The organism is Pseudarthrobacter sp. S9 (genome assembly GCF_050156545.1).
GTDB lineage: Bacteria > Actinomycetota > Actinomycetes > Actinomycetales > Micrococcaceae > Arthrobacter.
In genome coordinates, this window is record NZ_CP189576.1 from 2,605,838 (window position 1) to 2,625,059 (window position 19,222).

Consider the following 19,222-nt stretch of genomic DNA (forward strand, 5'->3'; position numbering starts at 1 on the left):
CGTGCCATAAGGAATGTCCGGGCTCAAGGGCAACGGTGTATCGGCCAACTTCTGGCCGGGTCACCTTGATTCCCGTTCGTCGTGTTCGGGCTGCGGGCTTGAAAACCTCCACGGCTCTGTCTAGGGCGGTGCTGATTACGCCCAGCGCCAAGGGTAGAATCCGCCGGGACACCTCGATGGCCCACCGGGCGCGTCGGCGCGGAACTCCACGCCGAGGGCGCCGTTTTTTGCGATGACGTGCTGGTTCATCGGCACCGCGAGCACGTGGAGTGTTTCGTGCAGCTTGGCATGCTGGCAGTAGACCGCGTCCCCGGTCACCCACTGCGCGGGCACGCCCGCGTCCAGGCTGCGGGTATTCATCGCGATGGCCAGATCGGGCTTAGTCGCGAAGGAACGCTCGTCGGGGACTCCAGCGCCGGCGCAACGGTCGGGATCATCGGTCCAGGCCTTGGGCAGGTAGAGCTCCCGGTCCAGGAAGGTGCGCCCCGCCGGTGTGGCGTAGGTCAGAAACACCCCGATTTGGCAGTTGTCGACCCGGCCGGCCGTCCCGGCATACTGCCGGGCGACACCGCCGAGAGAGTGCCCTTTTTCAGGAATCCGGTCTCGTCGACGATCAGCATGCCGTCATCGGAACCGAGGTGCCGGAGAACGTAGGAGCGCAGGTCATCACGCTGCCCGGCCAGGTCCCAGTCCGCGGTCGAGAGCAGCCGCTGCATCCGGTCCGGGATCGCCTGCCCGGCCCGCTCCCGACGGGCTGTCTCGTTCGATTCGCTTCACGGCGGGCCACTCTGCGCTGATCCGCTCCTGGCCGAGGAGGCGTCGTGCAGACGACTTCGGACATTCCGTGCAGACGACTTCGAAAAGTGACATGGACAGCGGGCCGCCGACAGGACGTCCCGTTTCCAAGGACGTGGGACGTTGTGGGGTGTCAATAAATGAGCGATCTTCGCGTGCAGGACAATCTGCGGCGGGTAAGGCGCATGAACGTTATCGAGTTACTCGAAGGGCGCGTCGCCGAAGGCGAACCCGCCTCGCACAAAGGGATGGCCCCGCGCGAGCCGGACGACGCAGGCGCCGCGACATCCGCATCTGGAACGCATTTAGGTTCGGCCGAGGGGACCTTGGTAAAACGCCACCCTCGGCCCGAACTCACAGCTCGGACCGTTTCAGCGGTCCGCTGCGGCCGGTGTCCGGCGACGGGACGGTGTCCCGGCAATGAGCAGGGCCGCAATGGCCACGGCCGCGCTCAGGATCAGGCCTGGGCGGTACTGCTCCAGCATTGCCGCCGCATGCACGCCGGTGCCTGCGGCGGCGTCGTCGGAGGGCTTGCCGTGACCGCTGACCATCGCCGTGGTGACCGCCAGCACCAGGGCGGCCCCCACCTGTGTGCTGGTCTGGATCAGGCCGGCAGCCAGGCCCTGTTCCGAATTCCGGATGCCCGCGGTGGCCTGGACGTTGATGGACGGGAAGGCCAGTGCGAAGCCGACGCCCAGCAGCAGGACCGACGGCAGAATATCGGTCACATAGTTCGGTGTGGTGCCCACGCGCAGGAACAGCACGTAGCCGAGCGCCAACGCCGCCAGGCCGGTCAGAATCAGCCGCGGGGCGCCGAACTTTTCAATGAGCCGGTCCGCGAAAGGTGCGCTCGAGGCCACCAGCAGGCCTGTGGGAAGAAGCGCCAGAGCCATGCCCAGCGGGCTCCACCCCAGCACGGACTGCAGGTAGAGCGTCAGGATGAACTGAAAACTCAGATACGAGCCGAACAGCCCCACCGCGCTGAGGTTGGCCCGGGCAACCCAGCCTTCCCTGAGGATGCTGAACCGGATCAGGGGGTGCCTGACGCGGTTTTCGATCACGGCGAACGCTGCCAGCACCGCTGCAGAGACCACGAATCCGGCGATAGTTGCCACAGATCCCCAGCCGTTCCCGGGTGCCGAAACCAGCGTGTACACAAGCCCCAGCATGCCGGCGGCTAGGGTGACCGCGCCCCAGACGTCATGCCCGCTGTCCAGGTCCTTGCCGGCGCCATTGTCCCGCGGGATGTACTTCAGGCCCAGAATCACGACGGCGACTGCCACCGGAACTGAGACCAGGAAGGTCCAGCGCCAGCTCATCGCAGTCATGAGGCCTCCGACGACCAGGCCGAGTGAGAAGCCACTAGCGCCGAAGGTGGTGAAGATGGACACGGCGCGGTTTCGTTCGCGACCCTCCGGGAAGTTGGTGGTGATGATGGAGAAACCGGCAGGAGCGGTGAACGCCGCGGCCAGTCCCTTGACGAAACGGGTGGCGATCAGCAGGGCAGGGTCATCCACGAGGCCGCCGAGCAGGGAGGCTGCGGCGAAGACGCTAAGGGCAATGAGGAAGATGCGGCGCCGGCCGAGGAGATCGGCCATCCGGCCCCCCAGCAGGAGCAGACTTCCGTAGCCGAGCACGTACGCGGAGACGATCCATTGGAGGGATTCGGTTCCAAGGTGGAGTTCGGTGCCAATCGAGGGCAGGGCCACACCGACCATGGAGACGTCCAGCGCATCGAGCGCCAGAACGGTGCACAGGACCAGGAGCAGCATCCATTGTGCACGGGTCCATCGGACGGGTGTCAGCCGTTCTCCGGCAGATCTTTCAAGGATGGAAGATGAAGTCATGGCATCAACTTATATGACACGTCATTGAATGACAAGGAATATTATGACGTGGACTTTTAATTCGTCATGAACTAGAATCGCAGCATGGCAACACCGCAGGACCACCAGCTGGTGGAGCAATGGCGCAGCATCCAGAGCACCTACTTCCGCACGGCGGCGGCGATCGACCGCGCCCTGGAATCGCGGTTCAGCATCGGACTGACTGAGTTTGAAATCCTGGATCTGGTGGCCGAAAGTGCAGACTCGGCGTGCAGGATGAAGCAGCTCGGCGAGCGCACACCCATGACCCAGAGTGCAATGTCCAAGGTCGTGGACAGGCTCGAGAAAGCCGGACTCATCTCGCGCCATTCCTGCGAAGATGACCGGCGCTCACTGTTTCTGGAACTCACCGACGCCGGCCGCGCCCTGCACGGGGAGGCCGCCGTCGAACACCGCGCCCTGCTGAAGGAAAACCTGGCCTGACACCGCCGTCAGGCTTCCGTACGAACGTCAAGTTCGAACGGAATGCAGGCTCGAGGGCGCCGAAATGCCGATAGGTGGATCGAGACGATCCGGGGTTGGGCGGTAAGCGCATTGACGTCCTTCGCGGAGAGACCCTCAAACCCATTGACACGACCCCACCACCCAGCTATCCTACAACCAAATGGTTGTATATCAGATGAGCGATGCCGAAGTTGACCGCCTGTTCCAGGCGTTCGCCGATGCGACCCGCCGGGATATCGTCTCGCGGGTCACGACGGCTGAGTATTCGGTATCCGGGCTCGCGGCCCTGTACGCCATGAGTTTCGCCGCTGTACAGAAGCACGTGGCGGTGTTGGAACGCGCCTCCCTCGTCGCAAAGGAGAAGCGTGGAAGGGAGCAGATCGTGCGGGCAAATCATGACGGCCTGCAGAATGCCCGGCGGCTGCTCGATGAGTACGAGGTGATCTGGCGGCAGCGGGCCGATCGGATCGCAGACATTCTCGCTGAAACAGACAAGACGGAAACAGACAAGACAGAAACAAAGAACGCAGAAGGATAGGAAGGGTCAGGGCTGATGCAAAGTCGTTGAGCATGCCCGGCGAGTAGGCGCTGACACGCGCTGGATGGGTGCTTTTAAAGAAGGGGAACTCCTGTTAAACAGGTGATTGTCTAGATCGCCGCTTAGCAGGAGTTCCTTCATGCCATCTTCCCCCATCCAGGCCCTCGCACGCCACTTGGAGGACATGCCGGCACAGGCGAAGCCGGCCGTGACGCCCGGCACGATGCGGGACGTCCTGGATTCCGTCCCGGATCCCAGGAAACGCCGGGGCATCCGGTACGGGCTGACGGGAATCCTGGCGCTGGCAATCTGCGCCGTCCTCTCCGGGGCGAAGTCCTTCGCCGAGATCGCCGAATGGGCGGCCGACACGGGCCGCAACCCCCTGGCCAAAGCGGGAATTGGCGTCCCGCACGTGACCACGATCCAGCGTGTCTTGGCCAGGATCGATGGAGATGCGTTCGATACCGCCATCGGGGCATGGGTCACCGCGCAGGTGAAGCCGGCCGTCATCGCCGTGGACGGCAAGGAAGTCCGCGGCGCGAAGAACGGCGGCGGCTCCCGGGTGCATCTGATGGCCGCCGTGGACCACGCCACCGGCACCGTCCTGGGGCAGGTCGACGTGGGCGTGAAGACCAACGAGATCACCTTGTTCACGACTCTTTTGGACAAGTTCACGGACCTTGACGGCATGGTGGTCACCGCCGATGCGATGCACACCCAACGCTCCCACGCCACCTACCTGCACGGCCGCGGCGCGCACTATGTCCTTTGCGTCAAGGGAAACCAAAGGAGCCTGCAGCGGCAGCTGAAAGCGCTGCCCTGGAAGGACGTACCCGTCGGGGACCGCCAGCGGTACCGCAGCCACGGCCGCACCGGTTCCCGGGTCATCAAGGTCGTCACCATCGAGGCCGGCATCCTCTTCCCCCACGCGGCCCAGGCCGCCCAAATCACCCGCCGGTCCCGTCCGCTCACCAGCCGGAAATGGAGTGTTGAAACGGTCTACATGATCACGTCCCTGCCGGCCCGGAAAGCCAGCCCCGCGCAGCTCAACGCCTGGGTCCGCGGGCACTGGACGATCGAGAACCGGCTGCATTGGACCCGGGACGTCACGTTCGCCGAGGATGGTTCCCAGGTGCGCACGGGCAACGCGCCGCGGCTCATGGCCTCGCTGCGGAACCTCGCCATCAGCCTCTACCGGATGGCCAAAACGACCAACATCGCCAAGGCCACCAGACACACCGCCAGAAACGCCCACCGGGCCCTCAGACTCGCACGAATCAGGCCATCACCAGCGACTTTGCATTAGCCCTGTAGGAAGGGTTCGTCATGACGGTTACCAGTTCGGTCAAGAATCTTGAGGCACTGAGCCTCACCTTCGTCGCCGAGTTCGACGCCAGCGTTGAGCGCGTCTGGCAAATCTGGGAGGACCCGCGCCAGCTCGAGCGCTGGTGGGGACCGCCTACCTGGCCGGCGACCTTCGCAAAGCACGACTTCGTCCCCGGCGGGGAGTCCAGCTACTACATGACGGGGCCCGAGGGCGAGAAGAGCCGGGGCTGGTGGCGTATCACCGACATCAAAGCCCCACACCACCTTGCGTTCGACGACGGCTTTGCGGACGAGAACGGCGCCCCCGTGGCCGACATGGGCACCATGCACGGAGTTGTGACACTCGAGGCAATCGGCGACCGCACCCGGATGACCGTCATGACCGAGTTCGAAGCGGAAGAGCAGATGGAGCAGATCCTCGCCATGGGCATGGAAGAGGGCATGCAGCAGGCGATGGGCCAGATCGACGCCATCGTCGCCGAACACGCCAACGCCTGACCCCGCGAGCACGCGGCACCGGGCAACAGCACAACGCAAGAGAACGACGGCGGGAGCCTCCCGCCGTCGTCCTCTTGTGACTTTTAGCGCGCAACTTCCTCGAAGGTGGCGCCCTGGGGGGCGTTGCACTTCACGCTGACCGTAAAGGTGTTGGGCCCGCTACAGGTGACCGCGATGCCGCCTTTGGAGGTGTTGGTCCGTGCCGAGAGGTCCTGTACGACTGTCTCCAGAGTGTGGTCCATTGTTGACCGGTCCCAGATCTTCAGCGTTACGGAGTGGGTGGTTTCGAACGTCATTATTCGGTGCCTTCATTCGTAAATTCGGTCACGGGCTTTCGCGACAGTGCGGAGCCCGGAAGGAGTCAATCCACGAACGCTCAGAGACCTAGTGCAGCTCGGCGAGCTCACTGGTTTGGCCTCGTTGCGTCCACCAGGTTGGGTTTATCTTTGCCTCTATGCCACTGCATCCGCTACGCGAAAGAATGAACGTTAGGGCTACTGCGGCTGGGAAATCGTGTTCCCAACCGCCCTTTCCATGATGCACGGCGCGGCACTAACGTCTCAAGCGCGGGGCCGATCATTGCGCGTGAGTCTCATCACAATGCCCAAGCGGACGACGGCGCCACCTCGCGCCGTCGTCCTCTAGCCTTTTGTTGACGGAGAGTTTCGAGCTAGGTCCCGGCCTGGCCGTGGTCCTGCTTCGCGTGCTTCGAGGTCCAGTTCTGCTGGTGAAGCCGCTCAAATCCGTCCAGGAGCAGATCGAGGGCGAACTCGAACTCAAACTGGTCGTCGCAGCCTTGGCCCACCACTGAGTCGTCGTCATGTGCGGACACTGTGGCGACCTTGAAAATATTCGGATACCGCTCTGCCATCTCCTGGAACATGGCCGCCTGCGCCTCCGGTGGCAGAGCGGCCGGGCCCTCCGCATTCTGGCTGGCGGAGTCGTCAAACAGCTCCTGCGTGAATCCCCACATCCGACTGCCCAGGGCATGCATGACGTGGTGGGTCAGGTCGACGGAGAAACCTCCGGCCAGGAACATTCCGATGAACGAGTCCATGTACTCAAGTACCGCCGGCGTCCTGTTGGTTCGGGATTCAAGCACCTGACGGGCCCAGGGGTGCCTCAGGAGCGCTCGTCTTGCCGAGAGCACTCTGAGCCGGACCGTGTTCTTCCAGTCGGCGTCGCGGGCAGGAGGATCGATCTCTCTGACGAGGGCGTCCACCATGCCGTCGAGGAGTTCCTCCTTGTTGGCGACGTGCTTGTAGAGGGCCATTGGCACCACGCCGAGCTCCTGGGCGAGCCTGCGCATGCTGAGTGACTCGATGCCCACCTCGTCGGCCAGCGCGACGGCGGCGACCAGCACGCGGTCGCGACTCAAGGGGGTCCGGCGCGCAGGCTCCATCTGCTGGTTCATCCGAACACCTTTCCCTAGCGCAGTTCTATTGACAAGTGTACGACGTACACCTACATTTAGGCGCATAAGGTGTACGTCGTACACCACGGGCTTTACGTCACATCAGCCAAGGACCAAGCCGTGACAATAAAAACCAGCAGGGCTCCCTCGCCCCGCACCGCCCGCCGAGCCCAGTGGCCCGTGCCCGCCGCCTTGATCCTGCTCAGCCTCATTCCGGTGATCGCCGGGGCGGCGCGCCTGACGGAACTGACGGGCGGTGCCGCCATCACACCGCAGAACGCGCGGTTCTTCGCCTCGCCGGTTCCCGTTGTGACGCACATTGTCAGCGTTACCACCTACTGCCTTCTCGGGGCGTTCCAGTTCGTCCCCGCACTTCGAGGCCGGCGCGACTGGCACCGCGTCGCCGGACGGATCCTGGTACCCGCCGGCCTGCTGGCCGCGCTGTCCGGCCTGTGGATGTCGGCCTTCTATCCCCTACCGCCCGGCGATGGCCCGGTTCTTTTCGTCCTTCGGCTGGTCTTTGGCTCGGCGATGGTGGCGAGCATCGTCCTGGGAGTCGTAGCGATTCTGCGCCGGGACTTCGCGGGGCACGGCGCGTGGATGACGCGCGGCTATGCAATCGGCGTCGCCGCGGGAACCCAAGCCCTTGTGAGCCTGCCTTGGATGCTCCTTGTCGGCCCGCCCGACGAGCTGACGCGGGCAGTGCTCCTTGGGTCGGCATGGGTGATCAACGTTGCGGTGGCCGAGTACGTCATCTATCGGCGCTCCCAGCTGTCCGCGAGGGCGTCCCGTCCCGCCGTGCGAACCGTCGCGCAGGGGCCCCTTACGCCTTCTGCTCGAGGATGAACTTGACGGTCTCCTCCGGCTGGTCCAGTGCGGGCAATGGCCGCAGTTCTCGAACCAGTGCAGGGTCGCATCAGGGTGCAGTGCAGTGCGGTGGCGGCCGCGGCCTCGCTGGCCGGTGTGACCCTGTCCTGCCGTCCCCAGCCGATGGCCAGCCTGCCCTTGAGCGATCCGCGTGGAGCGCCGGGCTGCCTGGGCCCATGGGCCAGCGCCTTCCGTGCCTCGTCCAGGCTGGCGAATTCTTGAAGCCGCGAAGCTCCGTCAGTACCTGCGCAGGGTCGAGTTTCCACGGCTTGGCGGAGAGCTGGGCCAGCAGGGCCGACCGACCTGCGGCGTGCCTGGCAAGGAACGGCAATGCGGGCTGGATGCGCCGCACCAGTGCGACGGACGCGGTCCAAGCAGAGGGAGGTTCGGCGTCGCCCCCTCCCGGTCGGACCGGACAGCCTTCAGAGATTGATTTGCGCGGCATTCCCCACGAGATGGCACTTCGCGGCCATGTTGGCCCGGAGAACACTGGTGTGAAGTGCCATCCCAGGGAGGCTCGGGTCGCTACGCCGTCGTCGTCGGAACAAGTCGTCGTGGCATCGATGGGTCCGCTTGCCTATGCAGCGCGGTAACGTGCGTCTAGCCTGAAGCGGTGATGCCCGAAATGAAGCCGGTGCGATTCCGCAGGCGCGGTCGCCTGTACGCTACTGGTTGCCGTCGCCATCGGGCTGATGGTCGTGGGCGTGGAGCGCACCTTGATGTTCGTGTACTCGCCGGAGCCGTTGCTCGTGGAGCGGCTTCGCGCAGGCAATTTGTTCGTGCCGGCCGGGTCAATCGCATCGCTGGCGGCAGCCGTTTGGTCCGACAGGCGGCATCACCCGCGGTGGGTCTCAATCTACGTGGCCGCGCCGGCTCTGATGGTCGGCGGAATCGCGTTAATGATGCCTGACAGCCTGATTCCGCAACTAGTCGGTCTTTTCGCCTTGCCCGCCGCCTTTGCACGGCTCCTTGGAGGCGTTTTGTCAGGCCCGGGCCAAAGCTACCGGGCCCGGCCGGAACCCGGCGCTAGTGGTGTGTCTCAGTTTTGTTTGACGGCTTCGAGTGCGACGCGGCCGCGGGCGACCTTTGCAAGGATGCTGTCGGCGGTCGCGGTCCAGACCAGGGGCTTGGGCTCGTTGTTGTGGGAGGCGAGGTAGTCCTCGATCGCTGCGATCAGATCCGGTACGGAGTGGAAGGCGCCGCGCCGCAGGGCCTTGTCGGTCAGCTCGCGGAACCACCGCTCGACCAGGTTCAACCAGGACGAGGAGGTCGGGGTGAAATGCAGGTGAAACCGGGGATGTTTGTCCAGCCAGGCTCTGACGTTGGCGTGTTTGTGGGTGGCGTAGTTGTCCAGGATCAGGTGCACGTCCAGTTCTGCCGGCACGTTCTTCTCAACCGTTTTGAGGAACGCCAGGAACTCGCCGTGCCGGTGTTTGGGCAGGCAGGATCCGATCACCTTGCCGGTGGCAACGTCCAGGGCGGCGAACAGGGTCGTGGTGCCGTTGCGCTTGTAGTCGTGGGTCATCGTTTCCCCGCGGCCCTTCTTCATCGGCAGCGAGGGCTGGGTCCGGTCCAGCGCCTGGATGGAGGACTTCTCGTCCATGCACAACACGATCGCCTGCTCGGGCGGATTCAGATACAGGCCCACCACATCGATGAGTTTCTCCTCAAACCTCGGGTCCGTGGAGAGCTTGAACGCCTCAACCCGGTGCGGCTTCAGCCCCCGGGCCGCCCAGATCCGCTGCACCTGCGCCGGGGAAACCCCGGACCTGGCGGCCATGGTCCGCACCGACCAGTGCGTCTTCCCGTCCGGCTTCGAGTTCCGCGTCAGCTCGACGATCTCGTCGATCTTGGACTGCGGGATCACCGGCTTCCGGCCCCGTCCGGCACGGACCCTGCCCAGCTTCGCCAGCCCCTCCTCCTCGAACCGGGCCCGCCACGCGCGCACCGTCCCCGGGGTCACACCGGCAACCTTCGCGATCCACTCGTTCGCCAGCCCGTCCGCGGACATCAGCAGCACCTGGGCCCGCTGCACCTCGCGATGGGAGGCCGTCTGCGACTTCGACAACACCTCCAACGCGGCACGCTGACCATCTGAGACCGAAAGGGCGGGAGCAGGATTCGTCATGCCATCAGATTAACAGACCACCCATTATCTATTTTGGAGACACACCACTAGTGCACGGCCACTCCCTGCGCGTCTTCGGGCTCGACGAAAGCGCAGGAGCCGGAATGGCGTTCCGGCAGCGTGCAGGTGCGTCCGGTGGGAAGGTGGACATTGGCGCAGCGACCTGCCATGGCGACGTCCTCGCGGACGTGGGTGACATGGGTGCTGCTCAGATCCGGCCGGTCTTCGCCGTGCTCGTGCGGATGGGGGCTTACGGGTGCGCTGTCCTCTGGGCTGTTCACGTCTGCAACTCCTCGAAGGTCTGCTGTGCAGGAGGGATGGGCCGTGCCGGGTTGATTCCGAAGCACCATCCTCGCACACACAGGTTAACAGCGGGTTGCCGGGATGTCAGATCGCGGATCGGCGGCCTTCGAGATAAGCCTTTGCCACCGGAAGACAGATCCGCATACTGGAAGACAGATCAGCGATTCGGCCAGGCGAGGACGGTGGTGGCTCATGGGCGGCGGGGCAGGCGGGACCTTCAGGCGAAGGGTGGAGCGCGCCGCCGAGCTCCGGGCCGTCAGGACCAGCGGCCTGACAGCCAGGGAGGACGCCGAGCCGACCGCCGCCGAGGAGGAACTCCGGCGGAAACGCGCGAACATCGACGACGCCGCCAAGGCCGAATACCTGATCCGCGACGCCATGGCGCAGGGGAAGTTCGACAACCTGAAATACGCCGGCAAGCCGATACCGGGGCTGGGGGACGCGTACGACCCCGACTGGTGGGTCAAGGGCCTGATCCAGCGCGAGAACATCACCGGCATGGGCCCGAAAGCCATTCTGCTCCGCACCGAAGATGACGGACTGGATGCGCGGCTCGACGCCCAGTACACCGAGAAGCAGGTGCGTGAGATCCTGGAGGACTTCAACGCACGCGTGATTGAGGCCCGGCGCCAGCTCCAAGGCGGACCGCCGGTGATCACGAAAACCCGCGACGTCGGCGTCGAACTGGAACGCTGGCACGAGCGCCGGGCGGCAGTGGCCGCCGCGGCCCCGCCGGAGCCGCTAAGCAAGCGGCCCTGGTGGCGGCGGATCTGGAGCGGATCCTGATAGAGCGGTGACGGGATGCCGGACGGGGATTTCAGGGGTGCAAGGGGCGTTCCCCCGCTACACAGGAAGACGGCAACTTGCATGGAAAGTATCAAAGCAGAAGACGGAAATACCCGGAGTCCCGCAGCGCTGGCGGGACCGGGTTCTCCCACTGGGGAAGGAAATGCGCTGCGTCTGGGCGCGACCCGGCTGTTCACCGGCGTCGTGGTGTCGCTGGTGGCCGGGCTGTTTCATGCCGACTCAGCCAGCGCGAACGACCACCCGGCCACATTCGCCGAATACGCCCGCAGCAGCATCTGGACGGGCGTCCATCTGTGCCAGTTCGCCGGCATGGCGCTGCTCATCGCGGGACTGCTGGTCCTGCTGTTCGCCCTTTACGGGCAGACACGGGCCACCGCCTGGACCGCCAGGTTTGGCGGACTCGCTGCGGTTGCGGCGCTTGCCCTCTACTGCGAGCTCCAGGCCGTGGACGGGTGGCGCTCAAGCACGCCGTGGATGCGTGGGCGGGTAATCGGTTACCTCATGGCCTTGTCCGGGGTGGCGTACATCGTCCAGGGCTGGGTGATCGGTACCCAGGGTTTCTCGGCTGCTAATACGATCGACGCCTTCGTCTGGGAGTCCAACCGAGGCGACCACGTGTGGTTCCTCGTCGACGCCCAGGAACTCGAATCAAAACTCGCGGCCCGGCGGGTAAAACAGGCTAGCATGAATCACCCTCGCCGCAGCGCCAGGCTCCGGGAACGCGTCAGATGGTGCGCGGTGCCTTGGCCAGGTTCTCGCTGAGCTTGGCGGCGTTCTGCCGCACGACGTAGGCCGGGCGGTCCCGTTCCACCCGCCAGCTCTCGGACAGCGGGCCGATGTTGACGGTGTCGAAGCCGAACTCGTCGTAGAGCCTGGTCACGAGCTCGGCCGCCGCGGGGTAGTCGCTGGCGGTGGCCAGGGCCCGGCGGTTGGGCGTGCCGGCCGGGGTGCCGTCGGTGGTGATCTGGCTGGACATGATGTGGTTGAAGCCCTTGGCCACCTTGGAGTCGGGCAGGTGTTCCTGCAGGAGCCCTGAGCTGGTGGCCTCGCCGGTGTCGAGGGCCGGGAAATGGCCGTCGCGTTCCCAGTAGTAGTTGTTGGTGTCGATCACGATCTTGCCAGCCAGCGGCTCCACGGGGATGTCCGCGATGCTCTTCAGTGGGACGGTGACGACGGCGAAATCGCCGGCCGCTGCGGCCTCGGCAGGCGTGGCGGCCCGGGCCTTCGGCCCCAGTTCCGACACTAGCCCCGCCAGGGTTTCCGGGCCCCGGGAGTTGCTGATCACGACGTCGTAGCCGAGCTGCACCGCCTTGCGCGCGAGCTGGCTGCCAATGTGTCCTGCACCGATGATTCCGATTGTTGTCATGTCCGGGCCAACACCATCACGCCCGCAGATATTTCACCCGGTGATGAGGTTGCCGATGAGGTTCAGTACGGTGCCCGGCCGCCGGGCCGGCCGGAATCCCGTTTGGGTTCCTTGCGGACGCGCAGGGCGTAGTCGCGGGACCGTTCGCTCGAGAGCGCAAGGATCAGCAGGATGTCGAGGGTCAGCCCGGGGAGGTTGGACTGCAGCGTGATGCCGGGGCCGCCGCTGAGGACGTCAAGGGCCTGGAGACAGATGGCCGATGTGCTCAGCGCCATCGTGAGGGTGCGCGCACGATTCCGCCCCAGGAACACGAACCAGGCGAGCAGCATTTCCGCCAGCGCGAATAGGGTCACCACCGCCAGCGCGACGACGAGAACGAGGTCCGCCTGGGCGGGGGCGACGCCGGAGCCGCCGCCGGGCTGGAGCAGCGGCCCCAGATGCTCTTCCCGGAAGAGGAAGATCGAGAGCGCCAGGAGGCCAGCGGCCACTGCCCGGGCCCCGACAAGGACTGCGCCGACGATCGTGGCGGCGGGACGCTTGTTCCGGCTGTCGCTCGGGGGCTCTGCGGCGGCTGCCCGCGGGGCGACGGTCTTCCGGAGATCGACGACGGGGAGATCGCCGTCGGTGATGATGGAGTCGCCCCCGCCGTTGCGCGTGTGATACCCGGTTGAGAAGTCGCGGATCACCCTGAGCCCCACCGCGGGATCGGCCCGGGTGATGCTCCCGACGATGTGATCGCGTTCGGCATCGGTGTGCTCGTCGATCTTGTGCGTGATCTGCAGGGTGAACAGCGACAGCCCGACGCTGCGGTCGTAAGTGCCGGCTGCCAGCCATTCGGACGCCAGCCCTCCGGGGAGCAGCCAGCCGGGCGGGCAGCGCCAGAAGCGGACGTGGTGGCGTTTCCCCGGGGCGCCGTCGACTTCCTGCTGGTAGGCAAAATCCTGCTGGCGGCCGAACAGGAACAGCGGACTGACCGGGGCTTCAAGATAGCTGCGGCGCAGCAGGGTGGAGGAGACGATTCTCCGGCTGCTGGCCAGGGTCACATCATCGGCCAGCGTCCAGTCGCCGGCCCGCATCACGCCGTGCACCTGAGGCTCGGATCCGAGCAAGGCGACGTTGACCGGATCGCCCAGCAGCCCGTCGCTGGTTCGGGCCCGGCCGATGAAGTAGTCGGGGACGTACACGCGGGTCAGGATGCGGTGGAGCCGGGGGAGGACCAGATAGGCGAGGAGGGCCCAGAAAATGAACAGGAACCAGAGCTGCGCCCAGCCCCACTGAAAGCTCTCCTGCAGCAGCAGAGACGTCAGCCACACAGCCGAGACGCCGCCCACCACGAAAAACACTTTGTCTAGCACCGAGTACGGAACCGCGCCGCTGAGGGCGGGGGCCTGTTCCTCTTTCAGTGTTGATCCTTCAGGACTAATCTTTCAGGGCCAATCTTTCAGAACCTGGCGACCTCGGTTAGGTACCCGTAGTAGTGCGCAGCAATCGGATGGACGGGATCGCCGGTGAAGCCGAAGTCGTGGTGCTGCTTGGTGTACGACGCAGTCAGGTCCAGGAACTGCTCCATCACATCCTCGCCTGAGCCCTTGCAGGCTTTCCGGCTGATGCACAGGGCCACCGATCCTGCCACGGCAGGGCTGGCGAAGCTGGTCCCGTTGTTGACGGCATAGCCTCCCGGCTCCGTGGACGTGGACAGCATGCAGACGCCGGGGCCGGCGACAGTGTGGGCCTTGTCCTCGGGCAGAGTGGCGAAGTTGGAGAAGAACGCCGGCTGGTCGTCCTTTTGACCCAAGCGAGTCCAGTCCTGCGCGCCGCAGACCGGGGCTGCCCGGCCGCCCGGCTTTCCGTCGAAGTCCCCGATGGCCGTTGCGGTCAGCACCTGGTCATAGGTGGCCGGTACTGTTCCGGCGAAATCCTCGCTGGCGTTGCCGGCCGCGACGGCATAGACCACGCCGGCCCTGACCGAGCGGCAGATGGCGTAGTGCATCGGGTCCGTGCCCTTGCCACAGTTCGCGGTGTCGGCACCGGATCCGCCGATGCTGATGTTCGCCACCGCGATGTCGTTGTTCCGGTCCTTGTCCTTGCGGGTCGAGGTCACCCAGTCGATGGCGCAGATCAGGCTTTCCTCGGAGATTCCGCCGGCGTCGTCAACAACGCGGACGGACCACAGCGGGGTTCCCGGCGCCGTCCCCACGACGCCGAAGCGGTTGTTCCGGGCGCCGATTACGCCCGCCACGAACGTCCCGTGGCCAAGAACGTCAACGGGGGTCACCGCCACGGGCGAGCCGGACTTGCAGTCAACGCCGCCCCGCACGTTGAGGTCCGGATGGGTGCCGTCGATTCCGCTGTCAATGACCGCGACGTTGACGTCGATGGGGTCCCGGCCGCCGTCCCGGACAATCCGGACGTCGTCCCCGGTGCCGGCGATGCGCTGCCGCCACAACGGCGTCATCTGCGTGCCCGGCGGCTGCGGATCCCGCGGCTTATGGAACTTTCGTCCCACGGTGACGAAGTCGACGCTGGGATCAGCCTGGACGTGCTGCGCCTGGGACGCCGTCATCGTGGCCGCGTAGCCACTCACCGCGTCGCGGTAGACCTTGGACGCCGCGAATCCGTAGGCGCTCTCATGCGCTGCCGCGGTGGCACCCGCGTCCACCACCGTGTCCTTCAGCACCACAATGTAGCTTTGCTCCGCCTCGGCCCCTGCGGAGGGGGCAGCGGCGGCGATCCCGCCGCCTGCGGCCAGGGCAACCGCCGCAAGAGTGGCGAGGACCCGTCGCACCCAGGGTCTGCCCGTTGAAAGATAGGCGGCACCGCGTGGCCGGTGCCTGCGCGGACCCGCGGACACAGATGTTAGCTGCGATTTTGATGCCTGACGGCGGACTTGGCTGAACATCGTGGCCTCCCATTAAGCGTCTTCGCTATTCGAGTGCCCCCCGCCCATATCTTAAGCCTGCAGCCCTGCCTTATACCCGGAACCTTGGGAAAAACTTGGGGCTGGGTTTCGGCTGCCGCAGCGCAACGGCAGGCGCAACGGCAGAGGACGACGGCGGGATGTCCCGCCGTCGTCCTCTCCGCGAGTCAGGCGAAGCTGTCTTCCTTCTCACGCTGCCCCTGCACCTCTGCCGGCACCTGGGCGTGGTGGGCTTGCGTATGGGAGGCCTGGACGTGGTGGCCGAAGGGGTTGAACCGGCTGAGGCCGAGCTCGGCGAAGGCATAGGCGGTCTCGGCGTGTTCGGAGCGGTCGACGCCGGCGATCTCGTCCTCGTGGCTGACGCGGAATCCGAGGGTCTTGTGGATGGCGAGGCTGATCACCGCGGTCCCGAGCCCGGACAGTGCGAGCGTGATGAGTACCGCGACCGTCTGCGCGATGAGCTGGTGGAGGCCGCCGCCGTAGAAGAGGCCCCCGCCGTCGCCGCTGACCGGCAGGGCGATGAAGCCCAATGCCAGGGTGCCGACGAGCCCGCCGCCCAGGTGGACGCCCACGACGTCGAGCGAGTCATCGAAGCCGAACTTGTGTTTCAGGTCCACGAACACGGCACAGGCTGCGCCGGCCAGCAGGCCCAGGCCCAGTGCGGCGAGGGGGCTGATACTGGCGCAGGACGGGGTGATCGCGACGAGGCCGGCGACGGCGCCGGACGCCGCACCGAGGGAGGTGGGGTGGCCGTGGCGGATCTTTTCGGTTACGAGCCAGCTGATCATGGCCGCGGCGGGGGCCGCCAGGGTGTTGACCCAGATCAGTCCGGCCTGCTCCGCCGTGGTGGCAGCGCCGGCGTTGAAGCCGAACCAGCCGAACCACAGGATGCCGGCGCCGAGCATGATGAAGGGGATGTTGTGGGGGCGGTGGGCCGGGTCCTTGCCGAAGCCGTGCCGGTTGCCCAGGATCAGGACCAGGACCAGTGCTGCGGTGCCGGAACTGATCTCAACGACCGTACCGCCGGCGAAGTCGATCACGTGGCCGAAGACGGAACTCACGGCCCCGCCCGCGCTCATCAGGCCGCCGCCCCAGACCATGAAAGCGAGCGGGCAGTAGACGAGGGTGATCCAGACGGGGACGAAGATCGCCCACGAGGTGAACTTGGTCCGGTCCGCGATGGCGCCGCTGATCAGGGCCACGGTAATGATGGCGAAGGTCGCGCTGTAGACGGCCTTGATCAGGTCCGGCGAACCGATGATGCTGCTCAGGCCGAAACTGGCGAACGGGTCACCGAAGACGCCGAGGACGCCGTTGCCGGTGCTCATCGAGTAGCCCCACAGGACCCAGACGACGCCGACGATGCCGACCGAGATGAAGCTCATCATCATCATGTTGAGCGAGGCCTTGGCCCGCGTCATGCCGCCATAAAAGAGGCCCAGCGCCGGGGTCATGAGCAGCACGAGCGCCGCCGATACCATCATCCAGACGTTTCCCGCGGTGAGTTGCACCTTCGTGTCCCTTCTCGTCAGTCTTCCGTACCGGGACGCGCCGCGGCCGGCCCCCCGATCCGGATTCAATCCTCGCGGAGCCGTGTTTCCGGCAATGGGGCGAAAAGTTGCGTGCAGGTTTCAGGAATTGCCGCGACGTGAAGATCACGTGACCGCCGTGTTTCAGGGATGTTAACGGGGGCTCTTTGTCTGCGGGCCCCGCCACACTTCGAAGGCGCTGGATCCCTTGAATGGCGGGGTCTGTGAGGTAATCCTGCGAAAACGGGCCGTTAGGGTCAAAAACCGAACTAGGCCAACCGCGGAAGCGCCTGGGGAGCTATAGGACAGCGGGTCGAGAAGAAGTATTCTGGAACCACCTCGAAAGGCTGCTCTATCCAAGGAGCCCCACGTGCCAACGGCGATTGACCCCCGCGATGTGCCAACCCGTGGGCCGGCGAGACCGGCGCCCTATGTTGTCAGCGGGATCCTGCTGGCACTGGGAATTGTTGTTCCGCTGATCGTGCCGATGTATGCCAGCATCGAGCCGCGTTTGGGCGGCATGCCTTTCTTCTACTGGTACCAGATGCTGTTGGTGCCGATCGAGGCCGCAGCCATCGGCATCTGCTATCTGCTTTTGACACGGGAAGACCAGCGCCGCAGGGACGTCCTCAAGCGGGACGTGTCCGGCCACGGACCGTCGGCAACGAGCCATGGCGGAGGTGACGGGCGATGAGCATGGTTCAGGGACCCGCTGTCGTGTCCTCGGCCGTGATGGCAGAGGGCCCGACCAGAAGCATTGACGGAGTGGCACTGGCAGTCGTCGTGGTACTTTTTGTGCTGGTGGGCGTCCTGGGATTCTATGCCGCCCGGTGGCGCGGCGGCGGCAAGGAGGGCCTGCACACGCTGGACGAGTGGGGCCTGGGCGGCCGCAAGTTCGGTTCCTGGGTCACCTGGTTCCTGCTGGGCGGTGATATCTACACGGCATACACGTTTGTGGCAGTGCCCGCGGCAATGTGGGCCACCGGTGCGGTGAGCGGCTTCTTCGCAGTGCCCTACACGATCGTGCTCTATCCGATTGTGTTTCTGCTGATGAGCCGGCTCTGGTCCGTCTCGCACCGGCACGGCTTTGTCACGACGGCGGACTTCGTCGGCGGCCGGTACGGCAGCAAACCACTGTCCATTGCCATCGCGCTCACTGGCATGGTGGCCACTATGCCTTATATCGCCCTGCAGCTTGTGGGCATCAAGGCCGTGCTGACTGTGTTGGGTGTGGGCAGCCCGGAGAACCCGCTGCTCAACGACCTGCCGCTGATCATCGCCTTCGTGGTTCTGGCCGCCTACACCTACACCTCCGGGTTGCGAGCACCGGCCATGATCGCCGTCGTCAAGGATGTCCTGATCTATCTGGCCGTGATCGTGGCCATCATTTATCTGCCGGCCAAGTTCGGAGGCTGGGGCCATATTTTTGATGCGGCGCAGACCAAGCTAACGGCGCTCAGCCCGGCCACGGGCAAGCCCGTTGGCGCCATCATCCCCGGCGCGGCCAGCTACTCGGCGTACTGGACGCTGGCGCTGGGATCGGCCATGGCCCTGTTCATGTATCCCCATTCGGTCACGGGTGTGTTGGCGACCAAGAGCCGGAACACCATCCGCAAGAACGCAGCACTGCTCCCGCTCTACTCGCTGGTGCTCGGTTTCCTGGCGCTGCTGGGCTACGTGGCGATTGCCGCCGGCACCAAACCGACCGAACTGGACGGCACGACGATCAATCCGCAGCTGGTGGTTCCGCAGCTGTTCCTGGACAATTTTCCGTCCTGGTTCGCCGGTATCGCGCTGGCTGCGATCGCCGTCGGAGCCCTGGTGCCAGCCGCCATCATGTCCATAGCGGCCGCAAACCTGTTCACCCGCAACATCTACCGGGACGTTTTCCGGCCCAACGTCACCCCCAGGACGGAGGCTAAAGTCTCCAAGATAGTGTCCTTGGTGGTGAAGTTCGGGGCCCTGATCTTTGTTATTGCTATGGACCAGTCAACCGCGATTAACCTGCAGCTGCTGGGGGGCATCTGGATCCTGCAGACCTTCCCGGCCATTGTGGCCGGCCTGTACACGCGCTGGTTCCACCGGTGGGCGCTCCTTGGCGGCTGGGCCGCGGGCATTATTTACGGAACCGTGGCCGCGTACAACGTGGTCAACCCGGCGACGAAACAGCATTTCGGCGGTTCGATTGCTTCGATCCCCGGCACGGATGTACAGGTGTATATCGCGGTGGTTGCCTTCGCACTCAACCTGATTGTGGCCCTGCTGCTGACCTTGATCTTCCATGCCATGAAGCTGGCGGACGGCGAAGACATCACTCGGAGCTCGGACTACGGCGCCAATGAGCTAAATCCGAAGGTCATCGAAATGTCCATCAAATTGCCGCGGACGCCGATAGCCTGAACCT

Annotated in this window: 18 protein-coding genes and 1 pseudogene; 9 read left to right on the plus strand and 10 right to left on the minus strand. The window is 65.2% G+C overall.

Going from position 1 to position 19,222, the window contains the following annotated elements; translation table 11 throughout:
• Positions 1-228: 228 nt before the first annotated feature.
• Positions 229-746 (minus strand): annotated as a pseudogene (locus ACQCSY_RS12390) (IS701 family transposase); the annotation flags it as partial.
• 420 nt (positions 747-1,166) lie between these two features.
• Entirely contained in the window at positions 1,167-2,642 is a 1,476-nt protein-coding gene (locus ACQCSY_RS12395; RefSeq protein ID WP_427129158.1) for an MFS transporter, read from the minus strand.
• A gap of 84 nt (positions 2,643-2,726) precedes the next feature.
• On the opposite strand from ACQCSY_RS12395, the gene ACQCSY_RS12400 reads away from it, so the two are divergent.
• The 4 genes from ACQCSY_RS12400 (at position 2,727) to ACQCSY_RS12415 (ending at position 5,487) form a co-directional block, all read left to right on the plus strand.
• Complete coding sequence (locus ACQCSY_RS12400) at positions 2,727-3,104, plus strand: MarR family winged helix-turn-helix transcriptional regulator (RefSeq protein ID WP_427129160.1); 378 nt, start codon at positions 2,727-2,729, stop codon at positions 3,102-3,104.
• A 181-nt stretch (positions 3,105-3,285) separates the two neighbouring features.
• Positions 3,286-3,663, plus strand: a complete 378-nt coding sequence (locus ACQCSY_RS12405) for an ArsR/SmtB family transcription factor (RefSeq protein WP_427129162.1) — start codon at positions 3,286-3,288, stop codon at positions 3,661-3,663.
• Between the two features lie 139 nt (positions 3,664-3,802).
• A complete protein-coding gene (locus ACQCSY_RS12410; protein ID WP_427128838.1) occupies positions 3,803-4,969 on the plus strand; it encodes an ISAs1 family transposase in 1,167 nt (388 codons plus the stop codon).
• A 20-nt stretch (positions 4,970-4,989) separates the two neighbouring features.
• Complete coding sequence (locus ACQCSY_RS12415; protein WP_427129165.1) at positions 4,990-5,487, plus strand: SRPBCC family protein; 498 nt, start codon at positions 4,990-4,992, stop codon at positions 5,485-5,487.
• 83 nt (positions 5,488-5,570) lie between these two features.
• Here the strand turns inward: ACQCSY_RS12415 and ACQCSY_RS12420 are convergent, their stop codons facing one another.
• On the minus strand, positions 5,571-5,783 hold the full coding sequence (locus ACQCSY_RS12420; RefSeq protein WP_427129167.1) for a hypothetical protein: 213 nt from the start codon (positions 5,781-5,783) through the stop codon (positions 5,571-5,573).
• A 374-nt stretch (positions 5,784-6,157) separates the two neighbouring features.
• A complete protein-coding gene (locus ACQCSY_RS12425; protein ID WP_427129169.1) occupies positions 6,158-6,901 on the minus strand; it encodes a TetR/AcrR family transcriptional regulator in 744 nt (247 codons plus the stop codon).
• A gap of 120 nt (positions 6,902-7,021) precedes the next feature.
• Here ACQCSY_RS12425 and ACQCSY_RS12430 point away from each other — a divergent pair, with 120 nt between their 5' ends.
• Complete coding sequence (locus ACQCSY_RS12430) at positions 7,022-7,747, plus strand: DUF2306 domain-containing protein (protein WP_427129171.1); 726 nt, start codon at positions 7,022-7,024, stop codon at positions 7,745-7,747.
• Positions 7,748-8,807: 1,060 nt separating this feature from the next.
• On the opposite strand, the gene ACQCSY_RS12435 is transcribed toward ACQCSY_RS12430, so the two are convergent.
• A complete protein-coding gene (locus tag ACQCSY_RS12435; protein ID WP_427129173.1) occupies positions 8,808-9,896 on the minus strand; it encodes an IS630 family transposase in 1,089 nt (362 codons plus the stop codon).
• A gap of 47 nt (positions 9,897-9,943) precedes the next feature.
• Complete coding sequence (locus tag ACQCSY_RS12440; protein ID WP_427129175.1) at positions 9,944-10,177, minus strand: hypothetical protein; 234 nt, start codon at positions 10,175-10,177, stop codon at positions 9,944-9,946.
• A gap of 214 nt (positions 10,178-10,391) precedes the next feature.
• Between ACQCSY_RS12440 and ACQCSY_RS12445 the strand changes: the two genes are divergently transcribed.
• Together ACQCSY_RS12445 and ACQCSY_RS12450 are read left to right on the plus strand one after the other, a co-directional pair.
• Positions 10,392-10,985 carry a DUF1992 domain-containing protein gene (locus ACQCSY_RS12445; RefSeq protein ID WP_427129177.1) on the plus strand — a complete coding sequence of 198 codons (594 nt, stop codon included), beginning with the start codon at positions 10,392-10,394 and terminating at the stop codon, positions 10,983-10,985.
• 81 nt (positions 10,986-11,066) lie between these two features.
• The gene (locus ACQCSY_RS12450; protein ID WP_427129178.1) at positions 11,067-11,768 is read left to right on the plus strand and encodes a hypothetical protein; all 702 of its coding nucleotides are present in this window, start codon (positions 11,067-11,069) and stop codon (positions 11,766-11,768) included.
• Here ACQCSY_RS12450 and ACQCSY_RS12455 read toward each other — a convergent pair.
• From ACQCSY_RS12455 to ACQCSY_RS12470, 4 genes are all read right to left on the minus strand, one after another.
• Positions 11,731-12,372 (minus strand): NADPH-dependent F420 reductase, encoded by a 642-nt coding sequence (locus tag ACQCSY_RS12455; RefSeq protein WP_427129179.1) that lies wholly within the window; start codon positions 12,370-12,372, stop codon positions 11,731-11,733. The genes ACQCSY_RS12450 and ACQCSY_RS12455 overlap by 38 nt on opposite strands.
• A 62-nt stretch (positions 12,373-12,434) precedes the next feature.
• Positions 12,435-13,715, minus strand: coding sequence for an LssY C-terminal domain-containing protein (locus tag ACQCSY_RS12460; RefSeq protein WP_427129181.1), 1,281 nt, complete (start codon positions 13,713-13,715; stop codon positions 12,435-12,437).
• A 98-nt stretch (positions 13,716-13,813) separates the two neighbouring features.
• Positions 13,814-15,157: a S8 family peptidase gene (locus tag ACQCSY_RS12465; RefSeq protein WP_427129183.1), complete on the minus strand. Its 1,344-nt coding sequence runs from the start codon at positions 15,155-15,157 to the stop codon at positions 13,814-13,816.
• Positions 15,158-15,456: 299 nt separating this feature from the next.
• A complete protein-coding gene (locus ACQCSY_RS12470; RefSeq protein ID WP_427135814.1) occupies positions 15,457-16,773 on the minus strand; it encodes an ammonium transporter in 1,317 nt (438 codons plus the stop codon).
• 415 nt (positions 16,774-17,188) lie between these two features.
• Between ACQCSY_RS12470 and ACQCSY_RS12475 the strand changes: the two genes are divergently transcribed.
• Both ACQCSY_RS12475 and mctP read left to right on the plus strand, forming a co-directional pair.
• Positions 17,189-17,512 (plus strand): DUF3311 domain-containing protein, encoded by a 324-nt coding sequence (locus tag ACQCSY_RS12475; protein ID WP_427129184.1) that lies wholly within the window; start codon positions 17,189-17,191, stop codon positions 17,510-17,512.
• Positions 17,509-19,218 carry a monocarboxylate uptake permease MctP gene (mctP, locus tag ACQCSY_RS12480; RefSeq protein ID WP_427129185.1) on the plus strand — a complete coding sequence of 570 codons (1,710 nt, stop codon included), beginning with the start codon at positions 17,509-17,511 and terminating at the stop codon, positions 19,216-19,218. Before ACQCSY_RS12475 ends, mctP begins: the two co-directional genes overlap by 4 nt.
• Positions 19,219-19,222 lie beyond the last annotated feature (4 nt).